Genomic DNA, 22,099 nt, shown 5'->3' with positions numbered 1-22,099 from the left:
TCCTTTTTTTCTCTCAGTCCTTATTTACCCCAACGAAGAGCGACTGCTCCCCATGTTAATCCGCCGCCAAAACCAACAAGTATAATTAAATCACCATCTTGAATACGTCCGTTTTGCAATTCCTCTACCATTGCAATCGGAATGGAAGAAGCTGATGTATTACCGAACTTCTCAATTGTCATACTCATTTTTTCTTGTGGTAAATTTAATCTCTCTCTTGCAGATTCCATAATACGAATATTCGCTTGATGCGGTACTAAGAAATCCACATCTTCTTTCGTAAGACCAGCTTTATCTAAAACGCGAAGACAAGAATCCCCAAGTTGACGAACAGCAAATTTAAAGACTTCTCTGCCATTCATCATAACATACTCATCTTGATAAAGATGCTTACCGCCACTTCCGTCCGCTCCTAATTCGAAAGATAGAACGCCTTTACCTTCTGAAACAGCTCCCATTACGATCGCACCGGCTCCGTCTCCAAATAGTACTGCTGTATTTCGATCGTTCCAGTCTACAATTTTAGATAGTTTATCACTACCAACTACTAGTATATTTTTATAAGTTCCCGTTTGAATAAATTGCTGCGCTGTAATCATTCCGTACATAAAACCAGCACATGCTGCACTTAAATCCATTGCTGCTGCATGTTTTGCGCCAATTGCTTCTTGAATGACACAAGCCACTGCTGGAAAAGCACGATCCGGCGTTACTGTTGCCACTAAAATAAGATCGATATCCTCTCCGCTAACCCCTGCATCTTCAAGCGCTTTTTTAGAAGCCTCTACGGCCATATATGAAGTATCTATTGTATCATCGGCAATGCGTCTTTCCGCAATCCCTGTTCTCGTACGAATCCATTCATCGGATGTATCCATTATTTTCTCTAAATCGTGATTTGTGACTACTTTTTCCGGCACATATCTTCCGATCCCTAAAATGCCCACGCTCACATCGCAGCCCTCCGTTTTATATCAATTATTATGACTTGGTACTAATTTTAAAACATAAATGTATTTTTGTCTAGAATATATTTCAGCTAAAACATAAAGCGAACGCATTATTCACCTTATTGTTTATGAAAAGAAACGGAAACATACCTTTCCCTCTTTCTTTCGAAATATAAAAAAGCCCGAACCGTTTCTACTTACAGTTCAGGCCTCTCTTCCATCTAAATTTTTATTCTTTATCTGCTTTCCTTCTAAACTAGAGGGTTCTCCTCACTACTTTCCCTTTAGCCTCTTCATATATCTGGTTTTCCCCCAGGCGAGAATAAAAAAGGCCCTGACCGCTTCTATCCACGGTTCGGGCCTCTCTTCCATCTTAAAAAGATGCTTTTTGTGCTTTTTATTCTTGATCTGCTTTTCCAAGCTCATATGCTTCGCTCATAACTTTCATCAATAACTCTAATACTGGCTGAGCTTTCTCCATGTCAAGCGCAATTCCATTATCATCTAAAATGGCCTTTGCTTCTGGTAAATGCTTCATTGCGATTTGTAAAAATTGCATGCTTTTCTCATTCATATTATGTTCTTCCTCTCCATTAAAACTTTCACATACATAGTGTAACACGCTCGCTATCCTTCGTATAACTCTTTATATTTTTTCATATGTGCCAATTGTTTATTTAAACCGTATTCTAACGGAGTATTTCTTTTTATCGAAATAACCTCTACAGTTCCATCTCTTTCTTCCACATTCTCTTTCTTCACTTTATCCTCTGCACGTAAAAGGTTCATACCTTTTTTCCATAATGATTTTTTACCACTAAGTAAATTATATATACCGAGATGCTCCTCGTTCCTTCCATTTTCCCATAAGTATTCACATACATCTTCAACGTACAGTAGATCACTGGCGTTTTCCTCACTCGTATAATGGCACTCTTTCTCACCCAGTTCTGATAAAATGAGCTGATGATACATCATAAAAGATGGTTGCCATGGCCCATATAATGTGGGAACTCGAAATACACTATATTGTACCTCTCCTTTTTTCAATCCTTCTTCCACTTTCGCAAATAGACGTTTATTTTCGGACTCATCTACGTTTCCTACTTCAATAGAAGAAATTAGATTTAACTTCACTTTATGTTCTTCACACAGTCTTATAATTCGCTTTAAATACTGTAATATAACTCTTTCATTTCGAAAGCCATTTTGTTGGTTAGGCTCATACAGACAAAAGTAAACGGCATCAAATTTTTCTTCCTCTACGGATCTCCATCCATCTTCATCTCTTATCGAATAATACGTAAATAACGCATTTCGCCCAATTAACAATAACTTCTCTTCATTAATTTTTGTCATACTATCGAATTCATCAAAATCAAGACCATATACTTCTACTTCTTCTGCAATCATTTTATTCACAAGGTGATAACCTACAAACGTAAGTGCACCTATAATTAGCACGCGTTCCATACCACCAACCCTTTCTCCTTGAAACAAATAGCTCCTCATTTATGTATATGGGAGCTTCACAATTCTTCTTCATATTTTTTAAAGAAATCAGTCGTTTGCCTAACCATTTTATATTTCACATCTTGCAGATGGAATAAGACAGAAGTATCACATTGATTGAATTGCCTCATTTTCTCATATTTACGTAACAACTGTTTTCTTCCTCTTTTTTCTTGTGTTGATACGAAAACTTTAACAGGTACACAAGACGGAAGAAGCGTAAATGATTTCTTATTTATTTTGGATTCTAATTCTTCTTCTTTGGAATCATACGCTAAACATAATTCCTTCACGAGTCTCTTGTAAAAAAACTTATGCTCTTTCTCAAACTCGACATATTCTGGTAAATCTAAACAAGGATTCAGCATAATGACAGAGCGTATACATTCAGGGTATTTATTCATCATTTCAAGTGCTACAAGTGCCCCCATACCATCTGCCATAATGTGCATTTTCGCATTCAATGTCTCTTTTCTCAAAACAACGTCATATAGGCGTTTTGCTAGACGAACAGATTGATCGTTTCCCCAATGTCTTCCGTATAAATTAGAAGAAAAGACCGTATAGCCTTCCTCAATAAGGCCATGTAAAAAATAAGATCTACCCGCATGCTGTGTCCATAAACTTGTACCATTCTCAATAAAGTAGTTGTAATCACCAAGAAGCATGACAGAAAATCCATTTGGCTTCTCCGGTAAATAAATGACACATGGTTCTTTTTCTAAGTAAAAAAAACGTTCCGTAATACTCATTTTTCCCCCGCCTTATTTTCTAAACGTATAAAAGTACTCTTTTATAATGTATGAACGGAATGCAAATTTGCGTTGAAAAATCTACAAATATTTTTCTATATTCTTTTTTCAATTGTGTTACAATAAGGACAGATTGAACGAATAGAGGTGTAAAATATGCGTTTCATTTGGGCATTAATTTGGTCGTTCTTGCTTGTACATATGATGAGCTACGTAATCGGCTCTATGACTGGCGGTACATACGATTTTAACCAAGCGTCTATTTTCTCAGTTGTTCTTGCGGTATTAGTACTAGCAATTTCAGCTGCAATTCCAAACGAGCCAGTAGAACAACACTAAAAAAAGAGTCCGGATTTTATCCGAACTCTTTTTTATTTTACTTCACATGCACAACTAATTCGTTATTTTCTACATCAACCACTACATGACTATTGTCAGTGATCGTTCCTGCAATTAATTCTCTCGCTAATTTCGTCTCAACTTGACGCTGTACATATCGTTTTAACGGACGAGCTCCGTACATTGGATCAAAGCCAGCTTCGACAACAAACTCTTTCGCTGCGTCTGTTAATTCTACCGTAATATGACGGTCAGCTAAACGGCCTTGTAATTCTTTTACAATTTTATCAACAATACCTTTAATTTCATTCGTTGTAAGAGGTTTGAATAAAATAATTTCGTCGACACGATTTAAAAACTCTGGTCGGAAATGTCCTCTTAATTGCCCCATGACAAGTTCTCTTGATTCCTCTTTAATGGAGCCATCTTCTTCTAATCCATCTAATAAATGAGCAGATCCAATATTTGACGTCATAATAATAACTGTGTTTTTAAAGTCTACTGTACGTCCTTGCGAATCTGTAATGCGTCCGTCATCTAACATTTGTAATAAAATGTTGAATACTTCTGGATGTGCTTTTTCGATTTCGTCTAACAAAATAACGGAATACGGTTTACGTCTTACTGCTTCTGTTAATTGACCACCCTCTTCATATCCAACATATCCAGGAGGTGCACCAATTAAGCGTGACACAGCGTGTTTCTCCATGTACTCAGACATATCAATACGAATCATTTGCTCTTCACTATCAAATAAAGACTGCGCTAACGTTTTTGCAAGTTCTGTTTTACCAACACCTGTTGGTCCTAAGAAAATGAAGGAACCAATTGGACGGTTCGGGTCTTTAATACCAGCACGAGCACGAAGAACTGCGTCTGATACTAGGCTTACCGCTTCTTCTTGTCCGATAACACGCTCTGATAAAATTTGCTCTAAGCGTAATAATTTCTCACGTTCACCTTCAACGAGTTTTGCGACAGGAATACCAGTCCAGCGTGAAACAATATCAGCAATCTCTTCTTCACTTACTTCCTCACGTAATAAACGATTTTCTTGTTTATTATTCGCACCCATTTCTTCTGCTTCTTTTAACTCTTTTTCAATTGCAGGAATTTTTCCGTGGCGAAGTTCCGCTGCTCTATTTAAGTCGTAATTACCTTCTGCTTCTTCTAATTCACGGCGCAGACGCTCTAAATGTTCACGTAAGTCACGAACTTTGTGAATATCTTCTTTTTCTTTCTCCCATTTGGCTCTCATACCACTTGCCACTTCTTTTAAATCCGATAATTCACGTTGCAATGTTTTTAGACGTTCTTGGCTACCAAAGTCTTTCTCTTTTCCAAGAGCTGCTTCTTCAATTTCCAGCTGCATAATGCGGCGCGTTACTTCATCTAATTCTGTTGGCATAGAATCAATTTCTGTACGAATTGTTGCGCACGCTTCGTCAACAAGATCAATTGCTTTATCCGGTAAGAAACGATCCGAAATATATCGATCTGATAAAACTGATGCTGCTACAATCGCGCGGTCATGAATATTTACACCGTGATAAATTTCAAAGCGCTCTTTTAAACCACGTAAAATAGAAATTGTATCTTCAACAGTTGGTTCTTCTGCTAATACTTGTTGGAAACGTCTTTCTAGCGCTGGATCTTTCTCAATATATTTGCGATATTCATCTAGTGTTGTCGCCCCGATACAATGCAGTTCACCACGCGCAAGCATCGGTTTTAACATATTTCCTGCATCCATCGCACCTTCTGTTTTACCAGCGCCGACGATTGTGTGAAGTTCATCAATGAATAGTAAAATACGACCTTCACTCTTTTTAATTTCATTTAATACAGCTTGGAGACGCTCCTCAAACTCACCGCGGAATTTCGCACCGGCTACAAGCGCACTCATATCTAACGCAAAAATTGTTCTATCTTTTAATCCTTCTGGTACGTCCTTTTTCACAATACGCTGTGCTAATCCTTCAACAATTGCTGTTTTACCTACACCTGGCTCCCCGATTAAAACCGGGTTGTTTTTTGTTTTACGTGAAAGAATGCGGATTACGCGGCGAATTTCACTATCGCGTCCGATAACAGGGTCAATTTTCCCCGCTCTTACTTCCGCCACTAAATCACGACCATATTTTTCTAACGCTTCATAAGTTGCTTCTGGATTTTGACTAGTCACTCTTTGATTCCCCCGAACTGTCATTAAAGACTGTAGTAAGTTATCTTTCGTAATATGAAATCTTGTAAATAATTGGTTTATATCGCCTTTTTCTTCAGTAAAAGCAAGTAATACATGTTCAACTGAAATGTAATCATCTTGCAATTTCTCTGCTTCTTTTTCTGCTCTTACAAGTAGTTGTTGCAAAGCACCTGTTATATATAATTTACCTGCTTCTGCACCGCTTCCCGTTACGGAAGGCTTTTTCTTAATTAAATTTTCGGCACCTTGTTTTAACGCTTCTATATCGACATTCATTTTTTGAAAAATACGTACTGCTAACCCATCTTGCTCTTCTAATAATGTAAACAAGAGATGAACAGTATCTACTTCTTGATGATGATGAGATACCGCTAAAGATTGGGCACTCATAATCGCCTCTTGTGTTTTTGTTGTCATTTGATTTAAGTCCATCTTTACAGTCCTCCAAATGTTTGACTTTCTTTGACCTTTGATTTGATTATACGCCAACTGACTTTTTTATACAATAATTTTGCTTATGTATTTTCAAACTTATTATTTGAAAAAGAAAAAAGGAGCATGCATGATACAACTGAAAAATATACGGTAAATGAAATTAAAATGTGTAACGACAAAAAAGCCGCAATAATGATTGCGGCTTCTGTTACGGTTTTCTTTTATATGTCCACTGGCGGTTATGATTTGTGTTATCTGGAAACTTTTCACCAGCAGTTAGTTTCACCATTTGCGGGTCTTTTACCATACTTCCCGTTTCACCAATTTCTACGTAAATGCCATCATTCGGCGCTTTTTGTCCAGAACGAAACCTGCGATTTTGTCCCATTTCCATTCTCCTTCCATGACGTCTTTGCCTCATTAGTATATCCATTTTAAAAGAAAGCTTTTCTGTCATGTTTAGGAAACAGGTACTACATTTCGTTCTTGTACATATACATGAATGACACAAGCTTAAAGCAGGGATTTCTTTCCTATTTGTAGAAAAAAAAGAAACCAACCTACTATAGGCCAGTTTCAAAGGAGAGTCAAACATATACGAGAAGATTACATGTTCATTATAAGCCTCATCATACGAGCAATGTAACCCTTTTCACAATTTGTCCATAATGAAAGAAACATTGTTTGAACTTTCTAAAAAGATGTTGACTTTTCTTAATTTCCAACGAGAAATAGTAGACACCGCAGCACTTTGCGACGTAAGATGGATATATAGTGAACTTTCCATCTTTGGTGGTCTCATCCAGTCTAACCTCTTATTTCTGCATATTAAAAACGGAATACAGATAAAAACAAAAAATATTATAAGAGGTGAAATTATGAACAAACAACATTTAATCGCATTAGACTTAGACGGTACATTATTAACAGACAACAAAATAATTTCCACTCGAACGAAACATACAATTGCAAAAGCAAAGGAACAAGGACATATTGTCGTTATTTCAACAGGACGTCCATTCCGCGCTAGTTATGATTACTATAAAGAACTTGGTCTGAATACACCAATCGTAAACTTTAATGGCGCTTACGTACATCACCCTCTTGATTCAAAGTGGGGAACACATCACTCTCCTCTTGAGCTAGCAACAGCCCAAGAAATTGTCCGAGCTTGCTTTGATTTTGGCGTGAAAAATATATACGCTGAAGTAATGGACGATGTGTATGTTCGTGAAATTGATGAAGATAAAAAACATATTTTCGAATTCGGTTCTCCAAACATTTTTACTGGAGACTTATTAAATATTTTAAACGATCATCCAACTTGCTTATTAATTGATGCACATGACGAGCATTCCAGTGCAATTCGTCAACATTTAACTGATATGCATGCTGAAGTAATCGACCATAGAAAATGGGGCGCACCTTGGCCGATTATTGAAATTGTAAAAAGCGGATTAAATAAGGCTGTTGGACTGCAAAAAATTTCTAGTCATTACAACATTCCACAAGAGCGAATTATCGCTTTCGGTGATGAAGATAACGACTTTGAAATGATTGAATTTGCTGGTCACGGCATCGCAATGGGAAATGCCATCCCTGAATTAAAATCACTCGCAAACCATACGACATTAACGAACGAAGAAGATGGTATTGCACTATATTTAGAAGAGGTTCTTGGGTTGTAATCTAAAAATTCCCTACTTATAGTTTCTCGCCAAACGCTCATACTATGATTAGACGCACAAGTCAGCGCGTCGATTGTTTTCAGCTAAATAAAGGGGGTTTTTCGAATGGGTAAAAAGAACAAATCAAAACGTTTTATCCAACAAGGAGCCGATGCTGTTATGAAGCATGATGCAAGATTCCCGTACCGTGGTACATTAGCTGAGGCAGAAAAAGCGAGAAGCAACTCTTCTTTTGGAGGGGTCTAAATGGGGAACTTACTATTCCAACAAGCTAGAGATGCTGTTGCAAATGCCGTATCTTGTTCAAGCGGCGCCGAGCAGCAAGATCTCGTATATAGAGCAAAAAACGCTTTGCAATCTGCTTACGCAAACTCTTCAACAGCTGAAAAAGCTCAGCTACGCGAAATGCAAGAGCAATTGCAAACTATTACGAATTTACATTAAAAAAGAGGGCCAACTTTGGTCCTCTTTAATCTTTTCGAAACAATCCAAATACCCCAACCGTTTGCAGGACGTTTGTAAATGCACCTGGGTCCACTTGTTTAATAACCCGCTCTAATTCATACAATTCGTAACGAGTAATAACAATCATTAACATTTCCTTATTTTCATTCGTATAAGCACCAGTTGCCGGTACAGTTGTAATCCCCCTCACTAAACGTGAGTGAATCGCCTTTCGTACATCCGCCCCATTCTTCGTAACGATTAATGCCGTAATCTTTACATGACGCGTATGAATCGCATCGATGATTCGCGTTGACACATACAAAGTCACCAAAGTATATAATGCTTTTTCCCATCCATACACATAGCCAGCGGCGATAATAATCAGTGCGTTGAAGAAGAAAAAATACGTACCGACAGGCTTGTCTTTAATCTTTGATAAAATCATGGCGATAATATCTAAACCACCTGTAGAAGCCCCCCACTTCAACGCAATTCCTACTCCAATCGCTGAAATAATCCCGCCAAAAATCGCATTTAATATGATGTCGTTTGAAACCGCTCTAACTGGGATAATTTCTAAAAACAAAGTCATAAATATAACGCAAAGAAAACTAAAGAAAGTAAAAGCCTTTCCAACCTTTTTCCATGCTAAAATAACGACAGGAACATTAAATAAGCTAAACAATACCCCAGTTGATATGTGAATAGATAAAAAATCACCTAATATTTGTGATAGCAATTGAGACAATCCAGCAAAGCCACTTGCGTACACTTTCGCTGGTGTTAAAAATAAATTCATTCCAATCGCGTTTAACAAACCTGCGATGATTACAACGATTAACTTCTTTATAAGTTCGGTATAATTCAACTTCAAATCCATTTCTAATCCACCCTTATTATTCATGAATGCACTGCTATACATAGTCTTTACGAAAAAGGAAATGATAAACGTACAACGTTTAGAAATGGAGTTGATACATATGCCACATACGAGTGATAACGACAAAAAAGCACGCGATAACAATGCAAAGCGCGCACAAAAAAATGAGCAAGAACAAAAGAATATAGAACAAGGTAAGCGTGCTTATTCCAAAAAGACCGATCACCTTTGATCCCATCGTACATCAACAATATTGTTGATGTACTTTTTTTACATTTTACAGGAAAAAACATTAAAAATTCACTTCATGTTCACTTCTATATTCTACAATAGCGATAACATATTCGGATGAGGTGTTAGCATGAGAGGGAAACACATTTTCATTATTACTGCACTAATAAGTATATTAATGCTAGCTGCTTGCGGACAAAAAAACGGATCAGCTACAGTCGCCACAGCAACAGACTCGACTGTTACGAAGGACGACTTCGAAAAACAATTGAAAGATCGTTACGGAAAAGACATGCTATACGAAATGATGGCACAAGACGTTATCACGAAAAAATATAAAGTACCTGATGAAGAGGTAAATAAAGAAGTAGAAAAAGTAAAAAAACAATATGGAGATCAATTCAAAAAAGTACTAGAAAACAATCGTTTAAAAGATGAAGAGGATTTCAAAAATCAAATTAAGTTCAAACTTGCTATGAATGAAGCAATTAAAAAAAGTGTTACAGAAAAAGACGTGAAAGACCACTACAAACCAGAAATTAAAGCGAGCCACATTTTAGTAAGTGACGAAAATGAAGCGAAAGAAATAAAGAAAAAATTAGATGCTGGTGCTTCATTTGAAGAACTAGCAAAACAAGAATCGCAAGACCTACTATCAAAAGAGAAAGGCGGAGACCTCGGATACTTCCATTCAGGTGCAATGACACCTGAATTTGAAACTGCTGCCTACAAACTAAAAATTGGTCAAATTAGTGATCCTGTCCAATCACCAAATGGTTATCACATTATTAAACTAACTGGTAAAAAAGACTTACAACCTTACAATGAAGTGAAAGATTCCATCCGCAAAAACTTAGAAGCAGAACGTATTGCCGATCCTACATTCAGTCACAAATTACTGCAAAAGGAATTAAAAAAGGCAAATATTAAAATAAACGATAGTGAGTTGGAGGATACGTTTACTCTTGCGCGTGAACAAGAAAATTAAAAAAGCACCACCTTATATTTTACAAATATAAGGTGGTGCTTTTTATTTCCTTTACTTCTTAAAGTAAGTCCAACCTTCTTCTTGATAAACCTTTTCTTCTTTCATCAACTTACCAAGTGCACGCTTAAATGCAGCTTTACTCATATTGAAACGTTCTTTAATGTCTTCTGGGTGGCTCTTATCCCAAAACGGCATTGCTCCGCCTCGTTCTTCCATATATGCATAAATCACTGCAGCATCATCTTCCATTCCTTCTTCTTTACGAGGAAGAAGTGAAATGTTAATTGTACCGTCATCTTTTACATCAATAATTCGTCCCGTTACGCGCTGACCGATGCGAACTTGTTCTTTTCTTTCTGTATGATGTAAAAATGCACGGAAATGCTCATCTGTTAATACGAATGAACCAACTTGAAGTGAACGATACACACGTCCATTTACGTTTTTATTACGCATAGATGGCGTCGCCTCTACAACGATTTCTTGCATATCACTATCCCTTGCTGGAAGAGCAATTAAACGATCACGATTCGTTAATTTTAACGTACAATATAATTCGTCTCCAACTTCTGGCCATACTGGCATATAAATTGGGAATTCATCAGCAGGAATTAGTATATCTTTTGATACACCAATATCAACAAACACACCTAGACTAGGAATAACTTCTACAACCTTTACCCAGTTCCAATCATATGTTGTAATAATTGGCTCCTTCATTGTTGCCGAAATACGATTTTGGTGATCAAGGTATAAGAATACATCAATCGTATCGCCTTCTTCAATTTCTCCAGCTACTTCATTTTTATGTAGAAAAATTTCTTCTTCTTCATTTCCAACCATATATCCGATTTCCGTTTCGCGTAAAACAGTTACCTGTTCAATCGATCCTATTTGTAAATACATATTTTTTAATTCCCTTCTATATATATAAAATTAACTTTTTTATCTTTTTATCATTCCAAACAAAAGTTAATTATAACACGATTTTTCCTTTATTTGTCCAACTGCCCAAAATTCACTATAATAAAATGAGGTTACATCATTTTAAGTATGAAAACACTTAAGTCTAAGCTCGTTTTCAGCTATACTTTAGTATGTACAGTACATAAAAAGATTAGAAATATATTTGGAGGTGCTAACTATGGCAAAAGATAGTTCTTTTGACATCGTTTCGAAAGTAGAATTACCTGAAGTAACAAACGCAATTAATATCGCATTAAAGGAAATCCAAAACCGATATGACTTTAAAGGAAGTAAAAGTGATATTAAACTTGAAAAAGAAGTACTTGTTTTAACTTCTGACGACGAGTTCAAATTAGAGCAAGTAAAAGACGTTCTTATTTCTAAACTTGTAAAACGTAACGTTCCAATTAAGAACTTAGATTACAGCAAAGTTGAAGCGGCAGCTGGTAACACTGTTCGCCAACGCGCAACACTTCAACAAGGTATCGATAAAGATAACGCGAAAAAAATTAACAACATCATTAAAGAAATGAAATTAAAAGTAAAAACACAAGTACAAGATGATCAAGTACGTGTTACAGCAAAAAGCCGTGATGACTTACAAGCAGTTATCGCAGCAGTTCGCAGCGCTGATTTACCGATTGACGTACAATTTATTAACTACCGCTAAAAAGAAAAACATCCTCTGTGCAGAGGATGTTTTTCTTTTTAGCGGTAGGGGTCTAAGCTTACAGGTAACCGAATAACTAGAATAAAGATTGGATGATTGTAGAATTTACTTTTACACGTGAAATTATTTTTATACATGAATTGAGTAGTCCCTTTTGAAAATCGTCGTAAGAACCGCCCTCCCCACTCAAATGTAACAAATTATGATTATAAGAATATTTTCCACCCTTTCATGTAATGTAAAATAAGTAAGGAATGGATTTTATGAAAAAATGTTAATTAAAAAGAGTTAGAAGTGGTTATTTGAAGAAATTAATACTATGGTTTTTATTAACTACATTCTGTCTAAATATTGCAGGATGCTCTAATAATATAACTACACCAATTGATAAGTCTAAATGTATCCACAAAGCTTGGTACAAAAAACCTACGTTATGTAATAACAAAAAAAAACATTACATAGTTGATGATAAAAATCATTAAAAAAAGACACCTCAAGGCACCTTCCGCTGACTTGAACCAACGTAACTTTAATAATATTTGGATGGAAGTGAAAAGAAGCATGAGCTGTTAATAAAGATGCAGACTTCAAAATAAAAAGTACATTAAATAATTTTTCATTCAAAAATTTACATTAAACGATACTGTTTCAGAACTAAGTTTATAAAAAATAATAAGATGTTTATAAGTATAATGTAAAACCTACAGGAATTTTTCCTGTGGGTTTTGCTATATATAAGTAATTCCGCAGAACTTATGGATGTTTTTTCAAATATTTTTCTTTAATCATTTTTATATAATGTTCTTTTTCTGTTATTTCAAATATAAATAATGCTTTTTTCATGTTATTAGCAGCATCTTCTTCATTATGTTGTTTCAACCTTAATAAATTCCAACCCTTTAAATAGTATAGTTCACCGAGTAAGTATAAAGTGCTTAGATTAATAGCCAATTTGATGCCCTTATCAAGGTATTTTACCGCCTCCTCATGTTGATATACATGCCCTAAACAGTTCGCTAAATTAAAAATAATTTTTAATTTAATTTCTCTATCTCTAGGAAAATCTAACTTATCAAAATTAGTTAAACATTTTCTTAATATATTAATACTTTTTTCATATTCTTTGTTTTCCGCATAAAATATAGACATTGTCTGCATCATATCTATTTCTCTTTCTGATAGAAAATCAGTATTGGTTAAAGTTAGTTTTAATGCATGATTCAAAAGATGTAAAGCCTTTTTTGTTGATCTATTCACCATAAATATAGCAATTGCTTCATGCCATAATAGAAATTGTTTATCTTCTTTTGTCTGGAAAGCATTTTCATCTTTCTCTTTCTTTACTATTTCATAAAGTTCTTTATATTGTTTTTGCTTTATGCAATCTCTTATTACACATTTTACATTTTCTACATATTTCAATCTTTTGTTTTGAGTTAGTGCAAATATATTATTCGGATCAATACCAAGTCTCTCAGATAATTGATATAACAATATACTAGATGGAAAAATCATACCTTTTTCTATTTTGCTAATTTGACTTTGTGAACATATTCCATGACACAATTCGGATTGTGATATATTTTTTTTAATTCTAAGTTCTTTAATGGTAATACCCAAATCGTAAAATTCCATTTTCGCTCCTCAAATATAACCCTTAATGAGTATAAAATTATTTTTCATCTTTTAATGTAATGTAAAATTAGTATAGTTGCAATTATTGCTTTGTTCTAAAGTTTTTTTCACTTATTTGTGCAGCAAAATTTCGAGGTGAGATTCTTAATTCACACAAATAGTAGAATAAAGTTAAAACAAACAGTTACCTCCCTCATGAGAAATCTCTTCTTCTCTTTTTATCGACGTTGACACAAAAACAGGCTAGGAAGAAAGTCTCCTCCATAGCCCAGGAACCCTTCTCATTAGAGGTGTTTTCGCATTTATTAAGAGCAACACCATATTGCTTTATCAAATGATTTTTCAGGAATGTATACTTTATCATTTTCGATTTTGTATTTTATATCGTTTCTCTTCAGCACTTCCGTATCAACAGAATGAACACTATCACCCCACCGAACAAATTCCCCCTCATCACGATTGTCCCAAAAACACAGAAGTACGAATACGATAAGAAGACTCAAACATATAGCGAACAACTTCTTTCCCCTCAAACATCTCACCTCATCACGCACTTTTAATTGAACACACAAGAGAATGTTCCCTTATTTCCGTCTCTTTTTAACCGCAACTAAAAAAACAATAAACAATACGTTCACACCGACGATTAAAGAGATAAATAACCAATTCACACCTGTTTCTCCATTAACTTTATACACATTTGATTCTTCACGCTTTAAAACGAGATAAAATTTTCCGTTTTCTTCTCTTATAATTTCATCTTCTAACAATCCTCTTAACTCTTGTTTTTCACCAATCGCACTTGCAGGTAAAGCAACTTTTTGCGTTTCTTTCGTATTATTAATCGCTACTAATGTGACTTCATCTTTATACTTTCGTTTTAGTACACTCATTCCATTTTTATCGTATAAGAGTTCAAATGCACCGCGTCGTAAAGATGGTCTCGTTTGTCTAAGCTCACCGAGTTTCGTTATGTGCTGCATAAACTTTTCATCTGATTTGAAATCCATTAATCGTCTATTATCTGGCGTATCCCCTCCATCTAATGCAATTTCAGTTCCGTAATAAAAATTTGGAATACCCGGTGATGTTAATACATATGTAAGAGCTAGTTTCAAACGAGATGGCGGATAATTCATATTCTCCTTTGCAATACGAGCAAATCTTTTTGTATCTTGATTATCTAAAAATGTAACGAATTCCTCGTCTTTTTTACTCACATCATATAAAGATTTTACCGATACGTCCGCTTTGGAAAACGATTCTACTATTTTTTCGTTGTATTCACTATCTTCTTTTGCCATAACCCGAAAATCTTTCTTTATCACTTGCATATCTTTTTGCACATCATCCCAAAAAGCAGGCGACTTTTTTTCACTATGTATTACATAACTTGCATCTAAATCAACTTCTTTGATCCACCATTTCATCGAATCGATTACTTGTTGTTCGTTTTCTCCAAGTGGAAATTGAAATACAACTTTCATTCCTTTTGCATGAGCTTCTTGCACAAGTTCTTTCACATCATTTTCTGTTCCGAAATGTTCATTTACCTGCTGAAAATTGCGCACGTCTAATCCATCGTATTTTACACTTTCAAAAAGCGGCGAAAGCATAACAGTGGTAAATCCCATTTCTTTTATGTAATCTAGTCTTTTTATAATGCCTCTTATATCTCCGCCCTGATACCCTTCTAAATTGCCAACTTCTAACTGTTTGTCATTTTTTGGTTCCCCATTATTAAAACGATCAATCATAATGGAATATATAACTTCGTCTCGCCACTCTCTTTTTTCGTCTGCAAATGTATGTATTGGTACAAACAAAACAACAGCTAAACAAAAACAAATGAATAATTTCCTAGTATGTATTTTCCCCACACGCATCCCCCATGTTTTTTAATTATAAGAATATTATACCAATTATCCAAACGAATCGCATACGTTGATTTCACTCTTCTTAAAATACTACATGTTAGATTTTCTAACATGATACATAAAGTTTTCTGAATTTTTAGTTGATTTTTCATTTCATTTCGAATATGATATGAAACATAACAAATTGATGTTAATTTTTCTAACATTATAGGAGGAGAGAGAATGAATACGGGAGATACGGTTTTTATGTTTGTAGCGACAGTAATGGTCATGTTAATGACACCAGGATTAGCACTTTTTTATGGAGGTATGGTTCGCAGTAAAAACGTACTCAGTACAACAATGCATAGTTATAGCGCAATGGCTATCGTTTCGATTCAATGGATTGTAATTGGTTATTCTTTATCATTCGGACCAGATTGGCACGGACTTATCGGCACACTCGATTGGTTCGGTTTAAACGGAGTTACCTACGCACCAAATTCAGACTACTCATCTACCATTCCTCACAATTTATTTATGATGTTTCAACTCATGTTCGCTATTTTAACTCCCGCTTTAATTTCAGGAGCATTTGCCGAAAGAATGCGATTTTCAGCTTTCCTTATTTTCATCCTTCTATGGACAACAATCGTTTACAATCCTGTCGCTCATTGGGTATGGGGCGTTGGCGGATGGCTAAGAGAACTTGGTGCGTTAGACTTCGCTGGTGGTAATGTCGTTCATATTACATCCGGCGTGGCTGGCCTTGTATTAGCTATTTTCCTTGGAAAACGAAAAAACATAAGCGGTACTTCTCCTCATCATTTACCATTTACGATGTTAGGCGCTGGTTTACTGTGGTTCGGCTGGTTCGGTTTTAACGTCGGAAGCGCCTTATCTTTAAATGATGTAGCTTTAACTGCATTTATTAATACAAATATAGCCGCCGCTGCCTCTGCATTAACTTGGATGCTTTCAGAATGGTTCTTCCAATCAAAACCGACTGCGATGGGAGCTGCTTGTGGTGCCGTTTCCGGTCTAGTCGCTATTACGCCAGCTTGCGGGTTCGTTACACCTTTCTCGGCTCTTCTTATCGGAGCAATCGGCGGCGTATTATGCTTCGGAGCGGTCTTTTTCTTAAAAACAAAATTCGGATACGACGATACACTCGATGCATTCGGATGTCACGGCATCGGCGGAACTTGGGGCGGTATTGCGACAGGACTATTTGCAACTACTGCCGTAAACAGCGATGGTGCTAACGGATTATTTTACGGAAACGCCGCGTTACTGTTGAAACAACTTGTAGCAATCGGCGCAACATATGCATTCACAATTATCATGACGTACGCGATTATTAAAGCAATTAACTTCTTCCTCCCTGTCCGGGTAGAGGAACATATGGGACTTGATATTTCAATGCATGGGGAGAAAGCTTATGAGTATACTGAGCGAGTGAACTAAAAAAAGAGATGCAATCTATTGATAGTAGATTGCATCTCTTTTTATCACACTGCCGATATCATACCCCGAGCGGTATTAACATAAATATATCAGCGATTCTTCGGATATATCGACGATTTTTCAAATATATCAGCGATTATTTCAATATATCGACGTTTCGACACAGGATATCGATTTACCAACAAATTCCGACATAATGAAACTGAAGAATACCCGCGTGTAACTTTACATAAACAAAAAAGACGACCGTTTCATAACAGTCGTCTTTTCCTATTTATTTCGGAGCATTTCCTACATATTGCGTAATATCAACATTTAGCGATTGTGCTAAACGCATACCGTACTCTTGATCTGCACGGAAGAAGTTACAAACAGCTAGTAATTTCGTGCGTTCATTTACGTCTTTTAAGTCATTTGTTAAGTTTGCAATTAAGTTATCTTGCTCTTCTTTAGAGAATGAACGGTAACGCTCACCTGCTTGTTTGAAGTCATTTGGTTTGTCAATTTTCTCACGAGATACATAACCTTCTACTTTCATAGTTGAATCGCGGTAAGCTGGGTCTTCAACTGGATTTTCAGCATGACGGCTCGGTTCGTAGTTGATTGTAGATGGGTTTTGATTGATTTGCATCGCACCATCACGTTGTTGGTTATGGACAGCTGCATATGGGCAGTTGACAGGAATTTGTAAGTAATTTGCACCAAGGCGATAACGCTGTGTATCTGGATAAGAAAATAAACGACCTTGTAATAATTTATCTTCAGATGGTTCAATACCATTTACAGTTGCACTTGGAGAGAACGCCACTTGTTCTACTTCCGCAAAGAAGTTTTTCGGGTTACGATTTAACGTCATTGTCCCTACTTCCATTAATGGGAAACGATCTTCTGGCCAAACTTTCGTTGGATCTAGCGGATCGAAATCTAAAGAATCCGTTTCTTCTAGTTGCATCACTTGTACGTGTAAATCCCACTTTGGATAATTCCCTTTTTCGATTGCATCGAATAAGTCACGAGTTGCATGGTTGAAGTCTTTTCCTTGTACTTCTTGCACTTCTTTTGCACTTAGGTTACGTACACCTTGCTGTGGTTTCCAGTGATATTTAATGTAGACAATTTTACCTTCTGCATTAATCCATTTAAATGAATGTACACCGAACCCTTCCATTTCACGATAGCTTGCTGGTGTACCGTAATCAGAAAATACCCATGTCATCATATGTGTAGATTCTGGACTTAACGTCATGAAATCCCAGTAACGATCTGGTGTTTGAATATTTGTATCAGGTGCTGGTTTTAAAGAATGCACCATATCAGGGAATTTAATTGCATCACGAATGAAGAAGACTGGTAAATGATTACCTACGATATCATAGTTTCCTTCTTCTGTATAAAATTTAACAGCGAACCCACGTGGATCACGAGCTGTTTCCGGAGAACCTTGACCATGAATAACCGTTGAAAAACGAACAAATACAGGCGTTTCAGTTCCTTCATTTTGTAAAAATGCTGCTTTCGTATATTGCTTCATGCTATTTTTCGTAACGAATACACCATGAGCACCTGCACCACGTGCGTGCACAACACGCTCTGGAATACGTTCACGATCAAAGTGAGCCAATTTTTCTACTAAATGATAGTCTTCTAATAATACCGGTCCACGGCGACCAGCTGTACGAGAATTTTGGTTGTCTCCAACCGGAGCACCTTGGTTTGTTGTTAAGCGATTATTTGGATTCATCTAGGGGGATCCTCCTCTTTCTTTCATAGTAATTATTATTTATTTAAAATTATTATAAACTAATTATTATTCAAAATTAAATCTTTGTCAACTACTTCTTTCATTTTTTTGGAAACAATTGTAGCTAAACAATCAATAAATGTAGATTGTGCATTCGGCATATTTGGTCTAAAATAAGCTACATTTATTTCATCCGTTACAACTTTACACTCGTAATCATTGTCATATAAAACTTCTAAATGCTCTGCCACAAAGCCAACTGGGCAATATATGAAAGATTTATATCTATGCTCTTCAAATAAATCTCTCGTTAAATCTTGCACATCCGGCCCAATCCATGGATCCGGTGTATTTCCGGCACTTTGCCAACCTATTGTATAATTTTGAATGTTTGCAGCTGCTGCGATTAAATCCGCTGTACGCTGCAATTGCTCCACATAAGGGTCACCCGCTGCAATAATTTTCTCTGGTAAACTATGTGCTGAAAAAATTACAACTGCTTTCTCTTTATCTTCAATCTTTGTAAACATTTCTTTTATTTGATTTGCCCAATACGAAATAAATTTCGGTTCATCGTACCATTGTTCAATTGGTTCAATAACAGGACCACCAATTTCTTCAGAAAGACGAATAGCACGGTCATTATATGCTTTAATGCTAAATGTAGAATAATGCGGCGCTAATACAATACTAATCGCTTGCTCAATCCCATCACGCTTCATCTCTTCAACTGCATCTTCTATAAATGGAGCTATATGTTTTAATCCTAAGTAACAATTAAATTCATACTCTGTAAACATATTATTCATTGAATCTGTTAATTTATGCGCTTGCTCTTTCGTAATTTTTGCAAGTGGTGAAATTCCGCCAATCGCTTTATAGCGTCCGATTAAGTCTTGGAGTGCTTCTTCGGAAGGTTTACGCCCGTGGCGAATATGTGTATAGTACGCTTCTACATCATCTAATGATTCTGGCGTTCCATATGCCATTACGAGTAAACCTATTTTTTTCTTTGCCATCTATATAACACCTCAATTTTATAAAGTGAAACTTTAATCAGTGGGGAGGTTCTTCATCCCCCACTGATTATTCGTTGAACCAATCGGACTTTTATGGGCAGTTGATCCCCCACCTAAATTCTTTTCTTTCGCTGCATTTTGAGGTAGGGGTCTTACTGCCCATTAAAGCGGGATAAATGAGAATCTTTTTCAAGAACATTTGTTTCCAATTATAACAACTAATAATAAGTACGTCAAAATAATTATTCTAAATAAGTATTTTTTCTAATATGATTTTGAATTTTATTTGACAATTCATTTAATAAAAAGCGACTTACATATAAAGTAAGTCGCTTTTCTCCTATTCTTTAATATTTACCCCATATTCTTTAAACCAAACATGAATTTGCGCTAAATGAGCTAAAAGCTGAGGACCAGTCATTAATTGACCAAACCACGGTGTTTGAAATGCACTGCCGCCTGACTCAATTAATCCGCTCAGCTGTTCTTTATCAAATAGTTCGTGTAAAATTGAGCCTTTATCCGTTAATAAATCTTGTAGCCATACTGTTACTGCTTTCGTATAGTGCGGATTATGCGTTTTCGGATACGGGCTCTTCTTTCTATATAAGATGTCATTCGGAAGTAATCCTTCTAACGCTTTACGTAATAGACCTTTTTCGCGATTTTTATACATTTTCATTTCCCAAGGAATATTCCAAGCATATTCGACAAGTCGGTGATCCGCAAATGGAACGCGTACTTCTAAGCTTGCACCCATACTCATACGATCTTTTCTGTCTAATAATGTTGTCATAAACCATACCATATTTAAATAAAATAATTGGCGTCTCTTTGCTTCAATTGGGCTTTCTCCCTCTAAAATAGGAACTTCTTGAATGGACTCTTCATAGCGCTGCTGTACATATTGTTGTAAGTTTAATTTATTTCTCCATTCTTTCTTTAGCAGTTGTTCACGTGCTTCTGTAGAGCGCATCCACGGAAATGCACTCGATTGTAAATCATCCTCTCTATAAAACCACGGATAACCACCAAATATTTCATCTGCACATTCCCCAGATAGACCGACGACAAAATCTTGTTTAATCTCACGACAAAACCATAATAATGACGAATCAATATCTGCCATACCAGGTAAATCGCGAACGAGCACTGCTTCTGTTAAATACTGCGCTAATTGTTCATTTGAAATGACGCAGCGATGATGGATTGTTTGAAACGTTTCAGTCATCAAATGAATAAATGGTGCATCTGAATTTGGCTGAAACGCATTTGCTTTAAAGTATTTGTCATTATCTTCGTAATCAATCGAATATGTGTGTAATTGCCCTTTTCCTGATCTTTCGTATTCTTTCGCAGCAATTGCTGTAATCGCGCTCGAGTCTACACCACCTGATAGAAAAGTACACAGTGGTACATCAGAAACGAGCTGCCTTGTAATCGCATCTTGTAATAAAAAGCGTGTTTTCTCTACTGTTTCTTCAAAAGAATCTTCATGCTTTTTACTTTCCACATTCCAATATCTCCATATGCATAAACCGTTCTTTGAAAATGTCATCGCATGACCTGGACGTAATTCTTTTATACCAGCATAAATACCGTGACCAGGCGTTCTAGATGGTCCAAGTCCGAATATTTCAGATAATCCTTCTAACGTCACTTCCGCCTTCACATCTGGATGCGCCAATATCGCTTTTAACTCTGATCCAAATAGTAATCGCCCACTGTCATATTTATAAAATAGCGGCTTTACACCTAATCGATCACGCGCAATAAACACTTGTTCTTTCTGTTCATCCCATACAGCAAACGCATATATACCGTTTAAATGATCGACACATTGTTCTTTCCATTCCATATATGATGCTAATAGTACTTCCGTATCAGAATGACCTTTGAACGTATATCCTCTTCTTAATAGTTCCTTTCGAATATCTTCCGTGTTATACAGTTCGCCGTTATAGCAAATTGCATAATTCGTTTCATCTTTTAAACAAGTCATCGGCTGTTTACCACCCTCAGGATCAACAACGATTAACCGTTTATGCCCAAATGCGACATTGCCTTTAATCCAAACTTTATTATCATCTGGGCCACGCTTCGCTAACGTCTCAGCCATCTTCGTAACGACGTCCCGTTCTCCTTCTAACGAGCGTTTATAATCCACCCATCCTGTAATCCCGCACATATAAATCATCCTTCCATCTTATTTCTTTTCTTGAACGTGCAGTAATCCCCACCCTAAGAGGTGCGGATTTAAAAATGAAAAACTTGACGATAACCTACTATCCACATATGGAATAGCATTTTCACTCAG

22 protein-coding genes are annotated in these 22,099 nt (G+C 36.1%); 8 read left to right on the top strand and 14 right to left on the bottom strand.

What is annotated here, in order from left to right; all coding sequences use genetic code 11:
• Positions 1-20 precede the first annotated feature (20 nt).
• The 4 genes from fabH to AC2CGR_RS01275 all read right to left on the bottom strand — a co-directional run bounded on the left by fabH (position 21) and on the right by AC2CGR_RS01275 (position 3,214).
• Positions 21-953, bottom strand: a complete 933-nt coding sequence (gene fabH, locus AC2CGR_RS01290; protein ID WP_087965508.1) for a beta-ketoacyl-ACP synthase III — start codon at positions 951-953, stop codon at positions 21-23.
• A gap of 394 nt (positions 954-1,347) precedes the next feature.
• Positions 1,348-1,524, bottom strand: a complete 177-nt coding sequence (locus tag AC2CGR_RS01285; protein ID WP_087965781.1) for a ComZ family protein — start codon at positions 1,522-1,524, stop codon at positions 1,348-1,350.
• A 53-nt stretch (positions 1,525-1,577) separates the two neighbouring features.
• Positions 1,578-2,450 carry an NAD-dependent epimerase/dehydratase family protein gene (locus tag AC2CGR_RS01280; protein ID WP_131101622.1) on the bottom strand — a complete coding sequence of 291 codons (873 nt, stop codon included), beginning with the start codon at positions 2,448-2,450 and terminating at the stop codon, positions 1,578-1,580.
• A 29-nt stretch (positions 2,451-2,479) separates the two neighbouring features.
• Positions 2,480-3,214: a lipase family protein gene (locus tag AC2CGR_RS01275; RefSeq protein WP_000028705.1), complete on the bottom strand. Its 735-nt coding sequence runs from the start codon at positions 3,212-3,214 to the stop codon at positions 2,480-2,482.
• A gap of 156 nt (positions 3,215-3,370) precedes the next feature.
• Between AC2CGR_RS01275 and AC2CGR_RS01270 the strand changes: the two genes are divergently transcribed.
• Complete coding sequence (locus AC2CGR_RS01270) at positions 3,371-3,553, top strand: YjzD family protein (protein ID WP_001211116.1); 183 nt, start codon at positions 3,371-3,373, stop codon at positions 3,551-3,553.
• Positions 3,554-3,590: 37 nt separating this feature from the next.
• Here AC2CGR_RS01270 and clpB read toward each other — a convergent pair whose 3' ends face one another.
• Positions 3,591-6,191: an ATP-dependent chaperone ClpB gene (gene clpB / locus AC2CGR_RS01265; protein WP_087965510.1), complete on the bottom strand. Its 2,601-nt coding sequence runs from the start codon at positions 6,189-6,191 to the stop codon at positions 3,591-3,593.
• Between the two features lie 211 nt (positions 6,192-6,402).
• A complete protein-coding gene (locus tag AC2CGR_RS01260) occupies positions 6,403-6,582 on the bottom strand; it encodes a YjzC family protein (RefSeq protein ID WP_000531421.1) in 180 nt (59 codons plus the stop codon).
• 490 nt (positions 6,583-7,072) lie between these two features.
• Between AC2CGR_RS01260 and AC2CGR_RS01255 the strand changes: the two genes are divergently transcribed.
• The 3 genes from AC2CGR_RS01255 to AC2CGR_RS01245 all read left to right on the top strand — a co-directional run bounded on the left by AC2CGR_RS01255 (position 7,073) and on the right by AC2CGR_RS01245 (position 8,326).
• A complete protein-coding gene (locus AC2CGR_RS01255) occupies positions 7,073-7,882 on the top strand; it encodes a Cof-type HAD-IIB family hydrolase (protein WP_001041235.1) in 810 nt (269 codons plus the stop codon).
• 105 nt (positions 7,883-7,987) lie between these two features.
• Positions 7,988-8,128, top strand: a complete 141-nt coding sequence (locus tag AC2CGR_RS01250) for a hypothetical protein (RefSeq protein WP_000516816.1) — start codon at positions 7,988-7,990, stop codon at positions 8,126-8,128.
• Positions 8,129-8,326 (top strand): DUF3813 domain-containing protein, encoded by a 198-nt coding sequence (locus tag AC2CGR_RS01245; RefSeq protein WP_087965512.1) that lies wholly within the window; start codon positions 8,129-8,131, stop codon positions 8,324-8,326.
• A gap of 25 nt (positions 8,327-8,351) precedes the next feature.
• Here AC2CGR_RS01245 and AC2CGR_RS01240 read toward each other — a convergent pair whose 3' ends face one another.
• The gene (locus AC2CGR_RS01240; protein ID WP_484480450.1) at positions 8,352-9,209 is read right to left on the bottom strand and encodes a YitT family protein; all 858 of its coding nucleotides are present in this window, start codon (positions 9,207-9,209) and stop codon (positions 8,352-8,354) included.
• A gap of 100 nt (positions 9,210-9,309) precedes the next feature.
• Between AC2CGR_RS01240 and AC2CGR_RS01235 the strand changes: the two genes are divergently transcribed.
• Positions 9,310-9,441, top strand: coding sequence for a DUF3941 domain-containing protein (locus tag AC2CGR_RS01235; RefSeq protein ID WP_001120845.1), 132 nt, complete (start codon positions 9,310-9,312; stop codon positions 9,439-9,441).
• Positions 9,442-9,570: 129 nt separating this feature from the next.
• Positions 9,571-10,428, top strand: a complete 858-nt coding sequence (prsA, locus tag AC2CGR_RS01230; protein ID WP_087965516.1) for a peptidylprolyl isomerase PrsA — start codon at positions 9,571-9,573, stop codon at positions 10,426-10,428.
• A 51-nt stretch (positions 10,429-10,479) separates the two neighbouring features.
• Here prsA and AC2CGR_RS01225 read toward each other — a convergent pair whose 3' ends face one another.
• A complete protein-coding gene (locus tag AC2CGR_RS01225) occupies positions 10,480-11,334 on the bottom strand; it encodes a CvfB family protein (RefSeq protein ID WP_000281268.1) in 855 nt (284 codons plus the stop codon).
• A 238-nt stretch (positions 11,335-11,572) separates the two neighbouring features.
• On the opposite strand from AC2CGR_RS01225, the gene AC2CGR_RS01220 reads away from it, so the two are divergent.
• Positions 11,573-12,064 (top strand): YajQ family cyclic di-GMP-binding protein, encoded by a 492-nt coding sequence (locus tag AC2CGR_RS01220; RefSeq protein WP_001040152.1) that lies wholly within the window; start codon positions 11,573-11,575, stop codon positions 12,062-12,064.
• Between the two features lie 753 nt (positions 12,065-12,817).
• Here AC2CGR_RS01220 and AC2CGR_RS01215 read toward each other — a convergent pair.
• From AC2CGR_RS01215 to AC2CGR_RS01205, 3 genes are all read right to left on the bottom strand, one after another.
• Positions 12,818-13,699, bottom strand: coding sequence for a helix-turn-helix domain-containing protein (locus tag AC2CGR_RS01215; RefSeq protein ID WP_087965518.1), 882 nt, complete (start codon positions 13,697-13,699; stop codon positions 12,818-12,820).
• Positions 13,700-14,004: 305 nt separating this feature from the next.
• On the bottom strand, positions 14,005-14,232 hold the full coding sequence (locus AC2CGR_RS01210) for a hypothetical protein (RefSeq protein WP_087965785.1): 228 nt from the start codon (positions 14,230-14,232) through the stop codon (positions 14,005-14,007).
• A gap of 51 nt (positions 14,233-14,283) precedes the next feature.
• Positions 14,284-15,585, bottom strand: a complete 1,302-nt coding sequence (locus AC2CGR_RS01205; protein WP_484480449.1) for an alpha-amylase family glycosyl hydrolase — start codon at positions 15,583-15,585, stop codon at positions 14,284-14,286.
• 213 nt (positions 15,586-15,798) lie between these two features.
• Between AC2CGR_RS01205 and AC2CGR_RS01200 the strand changes: the two genes are divergently transcribed.
• Positions 15,799-17,022 carry an ammonium transporter gene (locus AC2CGR_RS01200; RefSeq protein ID WP_484480448.1) on the top strand — a complete coding sequence of 408 codons (1,224 nt, stop codon included), beginning with the start codon at positions 15,799-15,801 and terminating at the stop codon, positions 17,020-17,022.
• A 274-nt stretch (positions 17,023-17,296) separates the two neighbouring features.
• Here the strand turns inward: AC2CGR_RS01200 and katB are convergent, their stop codons facing one another.
• The 3 genes from katB to asnB all read right to left on the bottom strand — a co-directional run bounded on the left by katB (position 17,297) and on the right by asnB (position 21,970).
• On the bottom strand, positions 17,297-18,763 hold the full coding sequence (gene katB / locus AC2CGR_RS01195; protein WP_001069174.1) for a catalase KatB: 1,467 nt from the start codon (positions 18,761-18,763) through the stop codon (positions 17,297-17,299).
• A 59-nt stretch (positions 18,764-18,822) separates the two neighbouring features.
• Positions 18,823-19,782 carry a ferrochelatase gene (gene hemH, locus AC2CGR_RS01190; RefSeq protein WP_087965525.1) on the bottom strand — a complete coding sequence of 320 codons (960 nt, stop codon included), beginning with the start codon at positions 19,780-19,782 and terminating at the stop codon, positions 18,823-18,825.
• Positions 19,783-20,122: 340 nt separating this feature from the next.
• Entirely contained in the window at positions 20,123-21,970 is a 1,848-nt protein-coding gene (asnB, locus tag AC2CGR_RS01185; RefSeq protein ID WP_484480447.1) for an asparagine synthase (glutamine-hydrolyzing), read from the bottom strand.
• Positions 21,971-22,099: the final 129 nt, after the last annotated feature.

It is taken from the genome of Bacillus sp. LSHTCR4, assembly GCF_057197025.1.
Note: the sequence above shows the minus strand (reverse complement) of the source record. Positions and strands in the feature narration are given on the sequence as shown.